16 protein-coding genes, 1 tRNA gene and 3 pseudogenes are annotated in these 15,235 nt (G+C 69.7%); 7 read left to right on the top strand and 13 right to left on the bottom strand.

Annotated features, from left to right (window positions below; all coding sequences use genetic code 11):
* Positions 1-581 precede the first annotated feature (581 nt).
* Positions 582-1,667, top strand: coding sequence for a tyrosine-type recombinase/integrase (locus GXB85_RS13465; RefSeq protein ID WP_161918177.1), 1,086 nt, complete (start codon positions 582-584; stop codon positions 1,665-1,667).
* A 508-nt stretch (positions 1,668-2,175) separates the two neighbouring features.
* On the top strand, positions 2,176-2,307 hold the full coding sequence (locus GXB85_RS18580; protein ID WP_255465825.1) for a hypothetical protein: 132 nt from the start codon (positions 2,176-2,178) through the stop codon (positions 2,305-2,307).
* Between the two features lie 99 nt (positions 2,308-2,406).
* Here GXB85_RS18580 and GXB85_RS13460 read toward each other — a convergent pair whose 3' ends face one another.
* Together GXB85_RS13460 and GXB85_RS13455 are read right to left on the bottom strand one after the other, a co-directional pair.
* Entirely contained in the window at positions 2,407-2,865 is a 459-nt protein-coding gene (locus GXB85_RS13460) for a hypothetical protein (protein ID WP_161918176.1), read from the bottom strand.
* 559 nt (positions 2,866-3,424) lie between these two features.
* Positions 3,425-3,775, bottom strand: a complete 351-nt coding sequence (locus GXB85_RS13455; protein WP_161918175.1) for a hypothetical protein — start codon at positions 3,773-3,775, stop codon at positions 3,425-3,427.
* 485 nt (positions 3,776-4,260) lie between these two features.
* On the opposite strand from GXB85_RS13455, the gene GXB85_RS13450 reads away from it, so the two are divergent.
* Positions 4,261-4,815, top strand: a complete 555-nt coding sequence (locus GXB85_RS13450) for a hypothetical protein (RefSeq protein WP_161918174.1) — start codon at positions 4,261-4,263, stop codon at positions 4,813-4,815.
* Between the two features lie 46 nt (positions 4,816-4,861).
* Positions 4,862-5,745: pseudogene (locus GXB85_RS13445) on the top strand (IS5 family transposase).
* 52 nt (positions 5,746-5,797) lie between these two features.
* On the opposite strand, the gene GXB85_RS13440 reads toward GXB85_RS13445, so the two are convergent.
* The 9 genes from GXB85_RS13440 to GXB85_RS13400 form a co-directional block, all read right to left on the bottom strand.
* Positions 5,798-6,355 (bottom strand): hypothetical protein, encoded by a 558-nt coding sequence (locus GXB85_RS13440; RefSeq protein ID WP_161918173.1) that lies wholly within the window; start codon positions 6,353-6,355, stop codon positions 5,798-5,800.
* 285 nt (positions 6,356-6,640) lie between these two features.
* Entirely contained in the window at positions 6,641-6,931 is a 291-nt protein-coding gene (locus GXB85_RS13435) for a hypothetical protein (protein ID WP_161918172.1), read from the bottom strand.
* Entirely contained in the window at positions 6,928-7,572 is a 645-nt protein-coding gene (locus GXB85_RS13430; protein WP_161918171.1) for a hypothetical protein, read from the bottom strand. The genes GXB85_RS13435 and GXB85_RS13430 overlap by 4 nt, the downstream gene beginning before the upstream one ends.
* Positions 7,573-7,716: 144 nt before the next feature.
* Positions 7,717-8,028, bottom strand: coding sequence for a hypothetical protein (locus GXB85_RS13425; RefSeq protein WP_161918170.1), 312 nt, complete (start codon positions 8,026-8,028; stop codon positions 7,717-7,719).
* The gene (locus GXB85_RS13420) at positions 8,025-8,570 is read right to left on the bottom strand and encodes a hypothetical protein (protein WP_161918169.1); all 546 of its coding nucleotides are present in this window, start codon (positions 8,568-8,570) and stop codon (positions 8,025-8,027) included. Before GXB85_RS13420 ends, GXB85_RS13425 begins: the two co-directional genes overlap by 4 nt.
* A 351-nt stretch (positions 8,571-8,921) precedes the next feature.
* Complete coding sequence (locus GXB85_RS13415) at positions 8,922-9,278, bottom strand: hypothetical protein (protein ID WP_161918168.1); 357 nt, start codon at positions 9,276-9,278, stop codon at positions 8,922-8,924.
* A gap of 1 nt (position 9,279) precedes the next feature.
* Positions 9,280-10,575 carry a restriction endonuclease fold toxin-2 domain-containing protein gene (locus tag GXB85_RS13410; RefSeq protein ID WP_161918167.1) on the bottom strand — a complete coding sequence of 432 codons (1,296 nt, stop codon included), beginning with the start codon at positions 10,573-10,575 and terminating at the stop codon, positions 9,280-9,282.
* 71 nt (positions 10,576-10,646) lie between these two features.
* Complete coding sequence (locus GXB85_RS13405) at positions 10,647-10,898, bottom strand: hypothetical protein (RefSeq protein WP_161918166.1); 252 nt, start codon at positions 10,896-10,898, stop codon at positions 10,647-10,649.
* A gap of 388 nt (positions 10,899-11,286) precedes the next feature.
* Positions 11,287-12,264, bottom strand: a complete 978-nt coding sequence (locus tag GXB85_RS13400; protein WP_237728259.1) for an FRG domain-containing protein — start codon at positions 12,262-12,264, stop codon at positions 11,287-11,289.
* Between the two features lie 150 nt (positions 12,265-12,414).
* Here GXB85_RS13400 and GXB85_RS13395 point away from each other — a divergent pair, with 150 nt between their 5' ends.
* Both GXB85_RS13395 and GXB85_RS13390 read left to right on the top strand, forming a co-directional pair.
* The gene (locus GXB85_RS13395; RefSeq protein WP_161918164.1) at positions 12,415-12,837 is read left to right on the top strand and encodes a cell division protein SepF; all 423 of its coding nucleotides are present in this window, start codon (positions 12,415-12,417) and stop codon (positions 12,835-12,837) included.
* Positions 12,838-13,254: 417 nt separating this feature from the next.
* Positions 13,255-13,323 (top strand) — tRNA-Ser (locus tag GXB85_RS13390).
* Positions 13,324-13,687: 364 nt separating this feature from the next.
* On the opposite strand, the gene GXB85_RS17885 is transcribed toward GXB85_RS13390, so the two are convergent.
* Complete coding sequence (locus GXB85_RS17885; protein ID WP_202627975.1) at positions 13,688-14,299, bottom strand: hypothetical protein; 612 nt, start codon at positions 14,297-14,299, stop codon at positions 13,688-13,690.
* 68 nt (positions 14,300-14,367) lie between these two features.
* Here GXB85_RS17885 and GXB85_RS13380 point away from each other — a divergent pair.
* Positions 14,368-14,727: pseudogene (locus tag GXB85_RS13380) on the top strand (transposase); the annotation flags it as partial.
* A 194-nt stretch (positions 14,728-14,921) separates the two neighbouring features.
* Here GXB85_RS13380 and GXB85_RS13375 read toward each other — a convergent pair.
* Positions 14,922-15,113: pseudogene (locus tag GXB85_RS13375) on the bottom strand (IS3 family transposase); the annotation flags it as partial.
* Positions 15,114-15,235: the final 122 nt, after the last annotated feature.

The raw sequence follows: 15,235 nt of genomic DNA, 5'->3' as shown, positions 1-15,235 counted from the left end.
GTACGACGCCATGCCTTCGGGCCCGGGAACGGCTCAACCGGCTCCACGCCACCCTCGCGGAGGATCTCAGTGATGTGGTCGTCGCACCACGTCGGACGGATCCGAGTCCGGAAGGCCGCTGGTGCGGTGCAATCCGGTGCTGAGCACTGCAGAGGTGCTGCGTTCATAGCCCCGCCAACCGCCTAGCCTGAGCCACCGTGCGCCCAGTGCCGACACGCGCGTTCAAGATCAAGCCCAGGACTCGGTCAATCTTGGAACTCGCCACGGCGACACGCCCGATCTCGCAGAGGGACGTGTCCGAGACGCTGGCTGTCATGCCTCAGATGGTTCCAGAGCGTCGCGAGTAGGCCGGCCCGAGTCACCAGGCACCAGGCACCAGGCACCAGGGACCAGGGACCAGGGACCAGGGACGCCGGGGCGGTCTGGGCTAGCGGTGCATGCGCTCAGTGACGGAGGGACTCACTGAAATGTCGCTTCCCGCAGGTGTCGTATCGCTAGGTGTTGTCGGTCTCGCCGGCTAGCGTCGACAAGTCGAAGGAGCAGCACAGCGCGGCTCCCTGAACGAGGAGCTGGTGAACACGATGAGCACAGGCATCGTGACCTCCACAGCCGCGGACCCCGGTGACGTCGAGCTCGTCGAGTCCCTGCCTGTCCTGACTGACCGGCAGAAGGCGCTCATCACCGAAGCGCTCGAGCACAGGGTCGCGTCCGGAACCTTCAAGTCCTACTCGTCGTCGTGGCGCACGTGGGTCGCGTGGTGTGAAGACCCGGCCGTCCACCCCGACGGCCAGCCGCACACCCCACTGCCCGCGCACCCGCTGTCGGTCAGCGCGTGGGTGACCGAACGCGCCGACGCAGGGATGTCCGTCTCTACGATCACCAAGGACCTCGCCGCGATCCGGTTCTTCCACGAGCAGGTCGACCTCGACGACCCCACATCGAACCGGGGCGTCCGGATGGTCATGGCTGGTCTGCGGCGCAAGGCCATCGAGGAGGCGAGGCCGACCAAGAAGGCGCACCCGCTCACGACCGTCGAGATCCGTCGCATCGTCGCCAAGGAGCACATCGACCGGCGCACCCTGCGCGGCAAGCGTGACGTCGCGATCATCCTGACCGGGTTCGCGGGCGCTCTGCGCCGCTCGGAGCTTGCCGGCCTGCACGTCAGCGACGTCGAGTTCAAGGGCTCCGACGCCCTCATCACCCTGCGCAAGTCCAAGGGGCAGCGCACGTCCACGACGAAGAAGGTCATCGTCGGCATCACCGCCGGCCACGACCCGCAGACCGACCCTGTGCTCGCACTCCGCCGGTGGATCAGGGCCGCGGGCATCTCCGGCGAGGACTTCCTCTTCCAGCGGATCGCTCCCGGCGCCGAGTGGGTCACGATCCCCACCGGGGTCGAGGAGGACGGGACGCCCAAGGTCAACCGCATGACCGGCCAGGCGATCGCCGAGATCCTCACCGCGCGCGCCAAGGCCGCCGGCCTCGACGACATCGGCATCACCGGACACTCCCTGCGTCGCGGTCACGCCACCGCCGCCGGTGAAGCCGGCGTCGACCCCGTCCGCCTCGCGCGCACCACCCGGCACAAGAACCTCGAAACCCTCGCCCAGTACATCGAGCCGGCCCAGGTGCTCGGTGATACGACGGCGAGAGAGCTCGGACTGTGACCACGGGCGAGCCGATCCCTGCGCTCGCGCACGGTCTAGTCGACCTCGCCGTGGAGCGGTTCGTGTTGCGCGGAGCCCCGGCGCGCGCATCTGCCGGGGTGGTCCGTGTCGAAGCTGAGCCGGTCGAGGTCGAAGCGCGCCCGGCCGTTGCCAATGTGGCGTGGGCAGCGGCCACCGGGGACGCCCACGCGGCGTAACCAGCCCCACCTCCACGAGGCCCGTCACCAACCGCGGTGGCGGGCCTTCGTCATGCCCGCCTGCATTCGGCGGCGTCCGCGTCGAGTGGTCCGGGTGCGGGGACACGGATTCAAACCGGGGGGGCCGTCTGCTCGATGGCCCTGTCGTGTCCACTCCGAGTCCGGAGCAAGAAGTGAGGGAGCGATCCCCCGCACATCCACCAGTCGATGCAGCAGCAGCTCACCAAACCCTGGAGGCCCCTATGACCACCACGCCCACCCGCCGCACGAGAGCGCGACGTAAGCCCCGCCGGTCCGTCAACGTCCGCACCATGACATGCACACGTCGTCTCTCCGCCCGTCTCTACACCTTCGCCGTCGACCCGGTCACGTGGTCCCGCCTCGAGCAGGCCCTCCGCATCGCCCGCCAGCTGTTAGTCCTGTGGGAGATGCTCACCCGGTAAGCCTGTGCGTTAGTCGAGGCCGACGGCGTGCAACGTCGCGGCCGTGACGGTCGCGTCGTCCGCACCGGCCGCGATGAGGTCGTCCACCGCGGGTGAACGTCAACGGTCATCACGGAGGGCATCGAGGGCATCCGCGGTCGGCTCCTTCCCTTGACGCCGGGGCAGGTCGGCGAACGTCGTCAGGTCGGCGCGGTCGCGCTGGAGGGCAAGGTCGACGTCGGCAACGCTGGTCAACGGCGCAGCGCGTCGGGGTGCGCGTTGCGGGTTGGTGGCGGGCGTGACCAATCCCGCGGCGATGAGCGGCCCAAGCGGACCAGAGGAGGTCGGCCCGGTGACGTCCAAGGTGGTCACGGGTGCCGCGACCACATCGACCCGCTCCCCCGGCCACGCGACGGTGAGAGCCCGCCGGAGCGCGGCGGCACCGTCCAGGGTGAGGCGGTCGACGTCGAGGGCTGCGACGACCCCGGCGCCCGGGATCGGCCCGATGATGTGCACGACGGTCGCTCCCATGGTGGCGGCGGCGGCACGGATCGCGTCGAGGGCGTCCCGGTCGGTCATGGTCCGATGATCCCACCGGAGGTACCGTCAGGGCATGAGCGTGAGCGACCGCCCCGATCACCGGAGATGGTTCGCCCCACGTGGCGGCGGATACGTCGGGCTATCGCGGACGGGGCAGGTGGTGCGTCGCCCGTCTGTGCCACCGAAGGTGCCGGCGTCGGTGTCGCCTCCGCGCGAGGACGACGCACGAGAGCGCCGCTAACGCCCGCGGCGGCGGCAGTGCAGGCGACACCACCACGGGCGGCCCGCAGCAAGGAGTTCCTGCACTAGCGGCACAGCGGCCGGTACCACGGCCACGTCACCAGCTGCCCACGCCCGCGCGATCGCGCGTTGCGCCCGCCGTCGGCTAGACGGAAGCCCGTCAGCCGGCAGCACCAGGCGCGGATCCAGGGTCAACACACCCCCATGCTGCCACCGGGCCACGAGAGAGGCCCCACCCGACCGGGTGGAGCCTCTCTTCAGCGGTGTTCCTAGCGGGCGGCGAGGTCACCAAGCTCGGCGAAGTCGGCGGCCTCGAGCGCTTCGATCGCGTCCCAGAGTGCGTCCAGGTCGGTCGGGGTCACAGTGTCACCTCCACGTCGAGGAGCTGGGCGGCCGCGATCTCCAGGGGGCCGGCGGTGCGCACCCAGTAGGCGACGGTGCGCGCCCCGGTGCGGGGGTGCTCGACCCGGTGGCTGCGGAGGATCGTCACCCAACCGCGTGGGCCGTGGACGGTCAGGCCCAGCTGCCAAGCCGGGTCGGCGTCACGCTCGTCGGCGCTCAAGAGGTACCGCTGGGCGTCGGTGCGTTCGCAGTCCCCAGGTAGGTGGACGATGCTCCACTGGTCGTCGACCGGCTGCGTCAGGCCCTCGCCGGGTTCGACCGTCCCGCCGCAGAGCGCGCATCGGGCGTGGAGCTTGTTGGCGGCCACAGAGTTCACCGCCCCGTGCGGGGACGCCCACGGTGTAGTGCGTGGCGGTCCACGCCCGCCCGGCGCTGTTCACGCCACGGGAAGTGCCAGTCACGGTGAACGGGCAGCCGTAGAGCTCGGTGAGCGCGTCGGGGCTGAGCGGGCCGTGCGCGACATCGGCGGTGAGGACCATGCCGCGAGCGTCACGAACCACGATCGTCGTGCGGTCACCGACGCGGTACACGGTCAGGGTGTTGAGGGAACGGGTGTGCTGGGTGCGGGGAACCATCGCCTCTCGTCCTTCCAGAGCGTTGTGCTGTTGCTCCTGGTGGGAAGTCCGAGCTGGTCGTCGGGTGGGCTGTGGCGGCCCTTGGTCTAGACCCAGCTGGGCGGCAGCGCTAGATCGGGGATGCCGCAGTCACGTCGAGTAGAGCGGGTGGGAAGCCTGGTGGAACCGCGGCGGGACCGGGAGGATGGGCTGACCGTCGAACAACGAGGGGGACGACATGGGCGTTGACCTCCGGCTGCTTAGCGACTCCGAGCGCCGCGAGCACGACCGTCTGCAGAACATCGCCTACGGCGGCATCAAGTCGGGGAAGTTCACCGAGCTGGGCGGGAAGTGGCAGGCGCGGACCTGCCGGTGGAGCTACACGCTGCTTGGCCTGTGGGGCGCATGGGCGCTGTACGAGATGTTCGCCTTGGCGCTGCGCACACCAGACCTGCCCGACGGGAGTGTGCCCGCGATCGTCTGGGTGCTGCTGGGCTCGATCGTGCCGATGCTTGCCGTGGTCGTGCCGATGCGGCTGCGAGAGCTCCGTGCCGGGCTGGGCCGTTTGGTGCCGGACTACCTGGCCACCCTCGATCTGCGCCACCGGGAACTGGACGTCCCGTTCCCGTCCGATGGTTACGACTCCCAGAGCCGGACCTACCCGGTGACGGACGGGATGTACGATCCGCACCTGTATGCCTCGCGTGGCGGGCGGGACACGTTCAACCGCATGAGCGACCTTGGTATCGACGACTACCGAACGTATGAGAACAACGTCCTCGAAGCGGACTAGAGCGTGTCTCCCAAGATGAGCGGGATGTGCGCGCGATGCTGGCCGGGTGAATCGAACGCAGGAGCTCAGTGATGTTCAGTGGGCGCGGATCGCGCCGTTGATGCCGCAGGTCAGGGGTCGTTCACGGCCGTATCGGGATCATCGGCAGGTGGTCGAGGGCATCGTGTTCCGCTTCCGCACGGGGTGTGCGTGGCGGGACGTGCCGGAACGGTTCGGGCCGTGGCAGACGGTCTGGAAGCGCCACGCCCGGTTCAGCCGGGACGGCACGTGGGACAAGATCCACGCCGCGTTGCTGGCCCAGGCCGACGCCGCTGGTGACATCGACTGGGCAGTGAGCATCGACTCCACCGTCAACCGGGCTCACCAGCACGCCACCACCCTGCCCCGGGTCACAGGGGGACCTTCCGAATCACACGAATCTGCGCGTCGAGCCGGCTGACCATGCGATCGGGCGGTCCCGCGGCGGGCTGAGCACGAAGATCCACCACGCCGTGGACGGCAAGGGTCGGCCCCTGGCGGTGCTCATCGGCCCTGGTCAAGGCGGTGACGCCCCCATGTGCTTGCCGGTGCTGGACATGATCCACGTCCCGCGTCTGGGACCAGGCCGCCCCCGGACCCGACCGGACGCACTGCTGGCGGACAAGGCGTACTCCTCACGCGCCATCCGCGCCGCCGCGGCATCGTCTCGGTCATCCCAGAACCGCGCGACCAGCAAGGCCACCGCAAGCGCCGCGGCTCCCGCGGCGGCCGCCCGGTCACCTACGACCCCGACCGGTACAAGGGCCGCAACGTCGTCGAACGCGCCTTCTGCCTGCTCAAGCAGTGGCGCGGCCTGGCCACCCGCTACGACAAGCACGCCGTGACCTACCGCGGCGCCGTCGTCCTCGCCGCCATCATCACCTGGCTACGGACATAGGAGACACGCCCTAGGTGGAGGTCCCTCCCGCCCCTGTGTGTACGTCACGGGGCGGGAGGGGTCGTCTCAGGCGGTGCAGTCGCGCTTGTGGGCGCGGGCCCAGGCGAGCACGTCGTCGGCCTCGTCACGGTCGAAGCACCCGCCCTCGTTCGCCGGGTACACGTCGTCGCAGCGGGTGCACGACCCGACCCAGTACGCCATGCCCTCCTCCGCCCACGCCTCCACGGTGATGCCGAGTGCGGCGGCGTCCGCGACAAACTGCGCCCCCTCGCCTGCCTCCTCAGCCTCTTCCTCGGCAAGGTCGCTCAGCAGGATGTCGAGAGCTTCACGCAGCGCGGTCGGAGCGTCCTCGTCGTGCGCGTCGAAGCGGTGCACCTTGCCAGAGACGATCTCGGAGGTGCAGCAGTTGAACTGCTCGAACACTGCGCCGTCGCCACGGATGACGCCAAGGGCGTCGAGGGCGGTGAACGCGGTCGCCTCGGGCCGCATGTTGCAGCACCGGGGCACGCGCACCTCCCGCCAGAGGTAGACGGTGGTGCCGTGGATCTCGAGGTGGACCTGCTCGGGCAGGTCGCGGGTCAACTCGTCCACGAGTTCCTCGATGGTGACTGTCTGGGTGCTCATCGTCGTGCTCCTCTGCGCGGTACTGCTGTGTGCTGTCTGGCTACAGCCTATACCGTTGTCTATACAACCCGTTTAGCGTTAGGGCGGCGTCGCCACCGGTCGGGTTGAGCGAGCACGCCAAGGTGCTAGAAGTGGGCGGATCGGCCTCGCATCGGCCCGATCCAGCCTCGCCAACGGCCAGAGAAACCGGGCGTCCCCTCCCGCATGGCCCGTCACCCCGCTGCCCAACACGAAGGGCCGCACCCGTTCGGTGCGGCCCTTCCCCCAGGGGGCAGGAGGAGCGAGTCAGGCCGCCATCCGCCGCCCCGCCAGCTGGGTGACCCGCCCAGGTGAGACCGCCAAGGTGCGGGCGATCCGGCTCGGCGGCACTCCCGCTGCGACCGCGTCCCGCACCGCGCCCTCGAGCGCCACCCGCTCCACCCGCCGGCGCCGCCTGCGTGTCAGCGGTGGCAGCCCACCGAGGCCGTCAGCGCCCTCGCCCGCGTACGCGTCATAGGCACGCGCGACCGCGTCCAGGGCTGCCTGGTGCGCGGCCTCGGTCGCCACGTGCGCCGCGAGCCGCTCCGTCGCGCTCATGCCGGCACCGCCAAGGGGGTCCGCTGCGCTGCGGCGAGCATCGCCACGTACGCGTCCACGACGTCGGTCTCGACGTCGGCGTCCGCCCACCAGAGCACGACCGGCTCTGGGTGATAGCCGTGGTCGACGTGACCCGCCCGCAGGAGCGCGAGATCGTCCTCCACGACAGGCTCCACGACCCACCCACCGTGCCGGGCCGGGTCGTGCAGCGCCACGACGTGCTGAGCGACGACGACCGCTGCGGCGCGCTCACGGGCCGCCCGAGCCTCCGCCCACACCGCATCCCACGGCTCGGCCACGGTCGCACGGGCCACGTCGAGGCGATCCCACGCGAGGCGGATCGCGGTCACGATGGCCTCGCGCAGCACCAGGGAGTGCGGGGCCTCGATGAGCCGGCGCGCCAGCGGGGCGACCCACTCGAGAATCGCGTCGACGTCAGCGTCCAGGATCATCACCGGCCGGTCGATGCCCATCAGGATCGGAAACGCGATCCTGCGGTCGCTGGCCGCGGGCGGGGTCGCACCCGCGTTGGCATCCACAATCAGCTCGCGAGCAGCAGTGTCGACGACGACGGCAGGCGTGGCGTCGGAGGCACGTAGGGCATCCAGCGGTGCGCGCTGAACCGTCAGCTGGCTGGTCATGGGGTGCTCCTTATGTGTCGGGCGCATCCCAATCTTACGGTGCCGTCTATACAGTGGTTTGGGGAAGCGACCGTCCTCGGCCGTGTGGACAGGAGCGGAGTTGCCACCCCGTAGACACGATCCGAAGTGCCATCGCGAACCGGGTCAGTCGCTAGAGCGGTTTGACCGCGCCGACCGCGCCTTGCTGACGAACCGGCCGCTGGCAGCGCTCTTCGTCACGCCCCGGCTGGTCTTCGCACCACGGGGCACGACGCGAGCACTGCCCTTCGTCGCACCCTTGCCCAGGAGGTACCGGCGCACGCGCTCGGTGTCGTCACGATCGCCCTCCGCCGCACCCTTGCCCAGGAGGTACCGGCGCACGCGCTCGGTGTCGTCACGATCGCCCTCCGCCGAACTCACCAACGTCGGGTCAGCGAGGGACGCGGCGAACGAGATCGCAGTGTCGTTGCCGTTCACCCGTCCACCTCCTCATCTGGTGTGGGACCGATCTGCTCCGTGGGAGCGGTCGCCTCATGGTCGGCGTTGACCGCATCCAGCGTAAGCGTTAGGAGCAGGACCGCGATAGCACCCACGAGCAGCCCGCCGGCGGTGCTGAACCACCAGCGCTTCTTGCGCAGCCGTTCGGCGCGGTCCTCGTGGAGGAGGGCAGCTGTAGCGAGCACCGCCACCTCAGCCTCCGCCCTGGGCGTCCCTTCGAACCGCTCGAGGAGCGCGACCGGGCGCAACGTCGCCGTCGTCCGGATCGCCATGGCGCGCACCCCGCACACCGCCGAGAGTGCAGCTAGCACCGCGGCTATCAACGTCGGCCACCCGTCACCACCCGCGAGCACACTCACGACCACACCGGCGAACCCGGTCGTGATCCCAGCGACCTGGTCCAGCGCGGTTCCGGCGCCTTCCTGGAGGTCTTCGGCGCGACGGGTCTCCTCGAGGAGCAACTCAGCGGCGCTCGGCCCATCGTCGCCCCCGTACGGTCTCTGGCCTGCGATCCGCCGCATCCGCCCAGTGTGCCGCCGTGCGGTTCGCCCACGAGGTCAAGCTTGGCGCGTGTCGCTGCGCCACAGTCGACCCTTGCCGCCTGCGGGCTGGGAGCCCTAGGAACGATGGCCGGTGACGGCGCGCGACGAAGGGCTAGGTGTCGCGACTCGGCGTGGCCGGGCCAGGCGCCGGACGGGGGTCGACGTCGCGAGACACCGTGGACGGTTCCGGCGGGGCTCCGCGCTCTGTCGGCAAGGGCGCGTTGAAGCCCTCCTGGTGCAGAGCCTGGCGGCGACGACGTGTTGCCTCTGCTCGAGAGCTCTCATTCGGCACAGCGACAGTGTGCCAGCAGGCGCTCCAGACAAGCGAGGCTAGGGGAGCGACGCCAACAGCTCGCCTACCTGCGCACCAGGGGCCAGGTGCATGATGTCCAGCGCCCAGTTGTAGACCTCGATGCTCCCGTCTGAGGGGAACCCGGGCTGGGTCGTCAGCCAGGCCATGAACTCGGCCACCCGCTCAGGGTCACCTTCGACGCCCAGGCCGTGACCGGCCCGCAGGCTCGTGACGTCGAGGAGCCGGTTGTCGGCGCCGACGTGCTGCAACTGTCCGTCCCCGGAGCCTGCGCCGTCGAATCGGCGCATCCCCGGCCACCGCGACGATGCTGCGGCTTGGAGCGCGTCGATGTCGAACCGGTAGGACCCTGTGCTGGCGATCAGAACGTCACTCATCTCACTCCACGATCCGTACGTAGCCGGTGATGTTCAACGCGCTCATGCGCGCCTCCATGTACGCGGCCGCCCTCGGGTTGTTCGTCGTCATCTCCACGATCCCATCCCCACCCGAAGCCAGCGACGCCTGCGACAACCGTGTGAGGGTGTTGTCCATCTTGGTCTCCGCGATCGTCTGGATACCGGGGCTCGACATCGTCTCCGGGATGTAGAACGACGACGTCTGGCCCTCGTGGACGAACTTCGCGTCGCCCACCGCCCCGTAGGTTGGGTTGAACCCGTCCGGGCGGACCTCTCGACCGTTCGGCAGGAAGATCGCCCGCTCCGCTTCGCCGTACTGGGCCACCTGGTAGTCCAGGGCCTGACCTCGGGCGGACAGTGGCACGACCTTCTGGTCGAGGTACTGCGCTGCAGCTCCGGGCTGCGCGGCCGCGTCAAGAGGTGTGATGAGGTCCCCGTTGGCTGCGGTGATCGGGTCGCGTCGCATGAACGCGGAGAAGTCGACCGCACCCCGGTCACCGGCTGCCATCGCGTTGCTGAGCTCTCCGGCGTAGACGTGCGGGTGCCTGACGGCCTGGGAGATGCCGTGCCGTGCACCCGTCCCCAGGACCGCTCCGCCGAACGCTCCCGGTCCGAACGTCAGCGCCGCTTCGCCCACGTGTAGGGCGGTCGCGGCAGGTGTGGTCGTCTCGAAGTACGACTGGGTGGCCGCGACGGGGTCGTCGTTGAGGTCAGCGAGCCCGTGGGCGTGCTCAAGCCCATAGGACGCCACGCCACCGACGCCGATCGCCACCCCGAGGGACCCACCGGACAGGGCGGTCGCCCCGGCGACGGCCACACCGACGAGGATCTGCTGCCACAGCTCGAGCCCGTCCCACCAGTCCCCAGCGCCACGCAACGCCTCGGAGATCCCGCTCGTGGGGGAGGGCAGGAAGTTCGAGCACGCACCGAGACCCACCCGCAGGTCCTCAGCGGCCTGGTCCAGGGTGTGCTGGATGCCGTCGATGGTCACGTGCCGGGCCGTGGAGTCCGACCACACGGCCGGGTCTTCCATCGCGGCCGCGAGCTGCTGGTACCCGGCGCGCACCGCGGACGCGTACGTCTCCAAGACGACGGCGGCGTCGTTGAACGCGTCCGCGGCCCCCAACGCGGCCCGCCACAACCCGTCACGGGTGAGCTCGTACCGTTCACCGGCCAGGCCCTGCCACGCGGGTGTCGTCGCGGTCCGCAGCAGCGGGGCGATCTCGTACTCGAGCCGCACAGCGAGCCCGCGCAGGTCACCGGCGTCGTCGTCCACCAGGGCAGGGTCAGCCGCGTGAAGCAACACTGCGGGACTGGTGGCCCCGTACGTGGGGTGGGGCGCCACGATCAGTTCCGCCCGTCCAGGGTGCGCATGTCCCAGCACACCAACCCGTCGCGGTCCTCGTACGCGACCCGGGACTGCTCAACGTTCGTCCCGGTGTCACACATCGCCTGGGCGAGCTGGGTCAGGGTGTGCTCCCACCGGTCAGCGAACGAGTCCAGCACCGTCGCAACGTGCGGTGGCAGCTCAGCCCGGTAGGACCCACGGGAGTCCAGCACCCGGTGCTGGGCGTCGAGGGTGTCCCCGGCGTCGTTCATCCGCCTCGTCGCTGCGCGCATCTCCTCGAAGTCCGCAACAGCCTCACCGCTCCCCACCGCGCCCCCTGTACCCATTCCCGCTTCCCCCTGGTTCGTCCCGATCCAGGTTGCAGGTTAGCGATGCCGAGGATTCATGAGCGCCACACGCGCGAGCCTGGGGATAACCTCCGCGACCGGCGTCGCATGCTCCTCGGCGAGTGGAACGCGCGGCCCTCGACGCATCGGTGGCCGAAGCAGTTCCCATCGGCGAGCGTCGATTGGTCGACGCTCGCATACGAGTGCGGCCACGCGCGTATGGTCGCGTGCGGACCGTCGCCAGGTGAGCGCACAGGAGCCCATCCCGCCGAGGTGATGGCGGCCCGCCGGGCACAATGACGCGCTGCCGTGCCTACAGTCGGCTGCCTTGGGCCAGGTCCTCGAGGACGGCGTAGTTCGCCAGTCGCGCGACCTCATCCACCGGGGGGTACATGGTGTCTCTACTGATGGAGTCACCCAGAGAAGCCAGGCGGCTACGGAGTTCTGGCTTCCAGGCGTGATCGATCTTGATGGTCCATCCGGACGCGGGCCAAGAGCCGTGCGGCCGGCGGGAGATCCTCGTCGTGAAGTTGACGCCCAGGGACGTCACGTCGGCGTAGAGCGTTGGCGCGAGTTCTCGCCCCGCTCGGCCTCCAGGGGCCGCCGCGTAACGCATGCTGCGCCCCGCGGACCGCCGGTTGAGTCCGCCCACGAGGAAGACGCCGCGCTGAGCGACCATTCGCGGATCGAGGTCCTTCGGGTCAACGAGGGCGACTGTCTGCGTCCACGGATCCTGCGCGCGCGTGTTACCCCGGGCATACGAGGCCCACGGCAGGGCGGGGTCGCCGTGAGTCGACTCGAAAGGCATCTCTGTCGCAACGGATGTCGGCCTTCCGTCCACGCGAACCACGAACATGCGACCGTCGATGCCGTCGCGTCCTTCGACGGCGAAGTAGAGCGCTTCAAGAGGACCGCGCGAGAAGTCGATGAGCCGCGTCGGAACGCCGTGATGCTGGAGCACGGAGAGCAACTGTCCATCGCTCATACGCCTGCCGAGCCCTTCACTACGCATGGCCGCGAGCACCTTCGCCTCGACCTCAGCCAAGCGCTTCTCCGCCACTCCGGACGGCAGTGCCTTGCGACAGAGCCGGTACAAGGACGAGGTCAGCCCAAAGTCAGCGTGGGACTGCCCGCGGTACACGACCTTGTCGCCCACAGGCAGTCCGCCAGCAGAGCCGCCGCCGACCGCCCAGTCCCAGAGGTCGTCCACGCTTGTCATGCCTAGAGCGCGGCGCACGTCGAGGCGGTCAAAGAACGTCGCGGGCGCCGTCTCCGGTGACAGTGTGGCCATACCGGAAGGTACCGGGCCCAGTGGCGCGATGTCCCGAGCGGGATGCTGGCTCTTGTTGCTGAAACCGCCCTTCCGCAGGAGGCCCCTGACCCTCCAGGACGTAGGCCCTAGTTGGGGCTGGCGGCATCAGGCTCCGATATGTTCGCGGACATGTCGACGCCGCTCGTTGTGCTCGAGTACATCAAGGTGTTCATCTGGCCGTTGACGGTCCTCGCCCTCGCCGTGGGCTTCCGTGCGAGGATCAGCGCCCTGCTCACCCGGATGACGCGGCTCGAAGCTCTTGGAGCCAGCGCAGAGTTCGAACAGGCTGTCGCGCAGGCCGGCACTGAAGACGCAGCGCCACAGACCGCTCGCACATCAGGGCTCACCTGGGTCGACGTGAGGTCGTACCAGGACGCCCGAGCCATCGGCGAACTGCTGCGCCAACATGGGACCGTCGGTGTCAATCTCGAGGCTCTCGACGATGCCGACGCGAAGCGCATCGTCGACTTCATGGCTGGCCTGGTCTTCCACGCCAGCGGCCAGATTGAGCGGCTCACGTCGCGCAGATTCCTAGTCAGTGACGCCAACTAGGTGTGCTCGGCCACCCGTTGATAGCGGTTGGCTGGAGATCGCGACCCGCTTCGACGGACACCGTTGATGAGGTCTGCAGCTACGCTTGCCCGAGAGGATGAAGCACGCCGAGGCCCTTTCTGCCGCAGTCTCGCCGTAGCGCGCCCGAGCTGGTTGAGCGAGCGCACCGACGAGGGTGGCATCGACTAGTCCGGGCGTACCGTTCGTGACGTTGCCCGCCCGCTCGGGATGGCCGAGTCCGCGCTGCTCCAGGCCGGCCGAAGAACGTTGACCAGACGTAGTAGCGCTGCCGTGGCGGTGTCGTCCTTGGCTGCCGCGCGCCGCTCCATTACGCTCCATACCGAGACGTCACGAGGTGTCGCTCGCTGTCGCAAGTTGGCACCTGTGCTGGCTCTGACCTGTAGCGATGGCCTCGCGGCGAGTGGCTAGAACCGGTTCTGTCAGTTTCCCAAGCTGACAGCGCGGGTTCGATTCCCGTCACCCGCTCCCTTGGTTTCCGTAGGCCAGGGCTTCATCGAGGCCAGGTCAGACCTACCCGGCACCATCGTGCTGGTCGGCTCGTGCCATGGCGAAGAGGTCCGACCATGGCCACGGCGACGGCAGCCCGACACCATCGGGCGCTCCCCTCGCCCGCACGCGCGCTCCGCGCCTCGAGCGACAGCAGAGTGTCAGCGTCGAAATCCGCAGGCCGCAAAGGCAGCAGTCTGCAGACTGTAAACGTTGAGGCCTGCAGACTGTAAGCGGTCGGGTCTGGGAGGCTGCGCAGGAAGCGCGACGTCGACGCGAGAGTCGCCCGAGGAGACCTCGGTCATCTCACTCCCCCCTCGCGCCTCGACGGCTCGACCGAAGTTCAAGCCTGACGCGAACGGCGTCGGCGCGACCACGCGGAGGCCGCCACGACCACCGCTCCGGCGAGGGCGAGGCCGGCAATGGTCCACCAGGGCTCGTCACGCGTCTCGGGCCAGACGGTCCAGAGGACCGCCGCGGCGACTGCGCCTCCGAGCGGCCACGACCATGCGGCGATCCGGCTGGACGTCCGGCGCTCGTCGGGCGCGGCCACGGGTCGTAGGTGGGGGTAGGCGAAGAGCGGTGCCGACGTGAAGGCGAGCTCCCCCGTCGGGCCGGGCGCGAGCAGCAACGCCTGCTCGCGCTCCGCATCAGCGACCTCGACGCCGGTGACCTCGAAGCCGAGGACGGCGTGCTCGTACGGGCACGCGGCGAAGACCGCCCGAGCCACGCCCTGGAGCCATGCGTCGACCGGCGCCCGCCATGACTCGTCGCCGCCGGGGACGAGCGGGAAGGCACCCACCCGGCGGTCGAGCCTCCCGAGCGAGCCGAGGGGCAGGCCCAGGTCGAGCCAGTCCACGCCAGGGACGCCGTCGGGATCGCGCGGCACCTCGCGCATCGCCGTCACCGAGCACAGCGCCTCTCCCGTCCCCGCGATCGGGGCGACGGTGCCCAAGGCGCCTGAGAGCACGGACTCGGCCGAGACGTCGACCGCCTCCGCGCCGATGCCGCCGGGGCCGCCCCGGCCAGCTCGCCGGTCTGGAGCTGCGCCACCGTCAGCACGCCCGCGTCGAGGACCGCATCCGCCAGGCCAAGGCCACCGGGTTGCGGAACCTGCCCTGCCGGGGCTGGGCAGAGAACAACGCCTGGCTCGAGGTCGTCCTGATGGCCACCGACCTGATCGCCTGGACCAAGCTCATCGCCTTCGCCGACCACCCGGTCCTGGCCAAGTGCGAGATCGCCGCGTTCCGCTACCGCGTCCTGCATGTCGCCGCCCGCGTCACCCGCGGCGGCCGCCAGATGCGGCTGCGCATAGACAAGGCCTGGCGCTGGGCCGCCGCGATCGCCACTGGCTGGGGCCGATTACGCACCGCGTTCGGCTGACCCGCCGACACCCTGTCCCGACGACCCGAGGACCACGGAACCCGCCCACCCGGCGCGACAGCCGGGCCTCACCGCTGCCCTGACACCTCAGCGAACGCCAGAACCCACCGATTCCCGGCGAGCCGGTCCCCATCACCGGCCGCATGAAAGACCGGGAGCCTGACCCGGTTTCCCGGACAGTTCGGGTTGGGTGATCATGCCGCCGCGGTGGCGGCGGTGTGAAGGTCCTCGAAGTCGTTCGGGGACCGGTAGTCCAGGCCGGAGTGGCGCCGGAGAGGGTTGTAGAAGCCTTCGATCCATTCGAAGATCGCCGCGGCGAGCTCCTCGCGGCAGGCCCAGGAGCGGCGGTCCAGGAGCTCGCGCTGCATGGTCGACCAGAAGGACTGTGAGACTCGCCAGCATGCTGCGCGGCAAGGTGGTGCCGGCTGGCGTGACCCACAGAATGACCGACCCTGCCGGTGTCCTCATTGAGAGATCTGTCCGCCTGCCGCACCGCCGACCCTGATGG

Source organism: Cellulomonas sp. APG4, from assembly GCF_009996735.1.
Lineage (GTDB): Bacteria > Actinomycetota > Actinomycetes > Actinomycetales > Cellulomonadaceae > Actinotalea.
Note: the sequence above shows the minus strand (reverse complement) of the source record. Positions and strands in the feature narration are given on the sequence as shown.

What these genes read in the sequence shown, in the direction of transcription:
- GXB85_RS13435 (WP_161918172.1), bottom strand. Translation starts at nt 6,931, where the DNA reads ATGAGCGCGACGGAGCGGCTCGCGGCGCACGTGGCGACCGAGGCCGCG.
- GXB85_RS13460 (WP_161918176.1), bottom strand. Translation starts at nt 2,865, where the DNA reads ATGACCGACCGGGACGCCCTCGACGCGATCCGTGCCGCCGCCGCCACC.
- GXB85_RS18580 (WP_255465825.1), top strand. Translation starts at nt 2,176, where the DNA reads ATGACATGCACACGTCGTCTCTCCGCCCGTCTCTACACCTTCGCCGTC.
- GXB85_RS13395 (WP_161918164.1), top strand. Translation starts at nt 12,415, where the DNA reads ATGTCGACGCCGCTCGTTGTGCTCGAGTACATCAAGGTGTTCATCTGG.
- GXB85_RS13430 (WP_161918171.1), bottom strand. Translation starts at nt 7,572, where the DNA reads ATGACCAGCCAGCTGACGGTTCAGCGCGCACCGCTGGATGCCCTACGT.
- GXB85_RS13465 (WP_161918177.1), top strand. Translation starts at nt 582, where the DNA reads ATGAGCACAGGCATCGTGACCTCCACAGCCGCGGACCCCGGTGACGTC.
- GXB85_RS13405 (WP_161918166.1), bottom strand. Translation starts at nt 10,898, where the DNA reads ATGAACGACGCCGGGGACACCCTCGACGCCCAGCACCGGGTGCTGGAC.
- GXB85_RS13440 (WP_161918173.1), bottom strand. Translation starts at nt 6,355, where the DNA reads ATGAGCACCCAGACAGTCACCATCGAGGAACTCGTGGACGAGTTGACC.
- GXB85_RS13450 (WP_161918174.1), top strand. Translation starts at nt 4,261, where the DNA reads ATGGGCGTTGACCTCCGGCTGCTTAGCGACTCCGAGCGCCGCGAGCAC.
- GXB85_RS13400 (WP_237728259.1), bottom strand. Translation starts at nt 12,264, where the DNA reads ATGGCCACACTGTCACCGGAGACGGCGCCCGCGACGTTCTTTGACCGC.
- GXB85_RS13420 (WP_161918169.1), bottom strand. Translation starts at nt 8,570, where the DNA reads ATGCGGCGGATCGCAGGCCAGAGACCGTACGGGGGCGACGATGGGCCG.
- GXB85_RS13415 (WP_161918168.1), bottom strand. Translation starts at nt 9,278, where the DNA reads ATGAGTGACGTTCTGATCGCCAGCACAGGGTCCTACCGGTTCGACATC.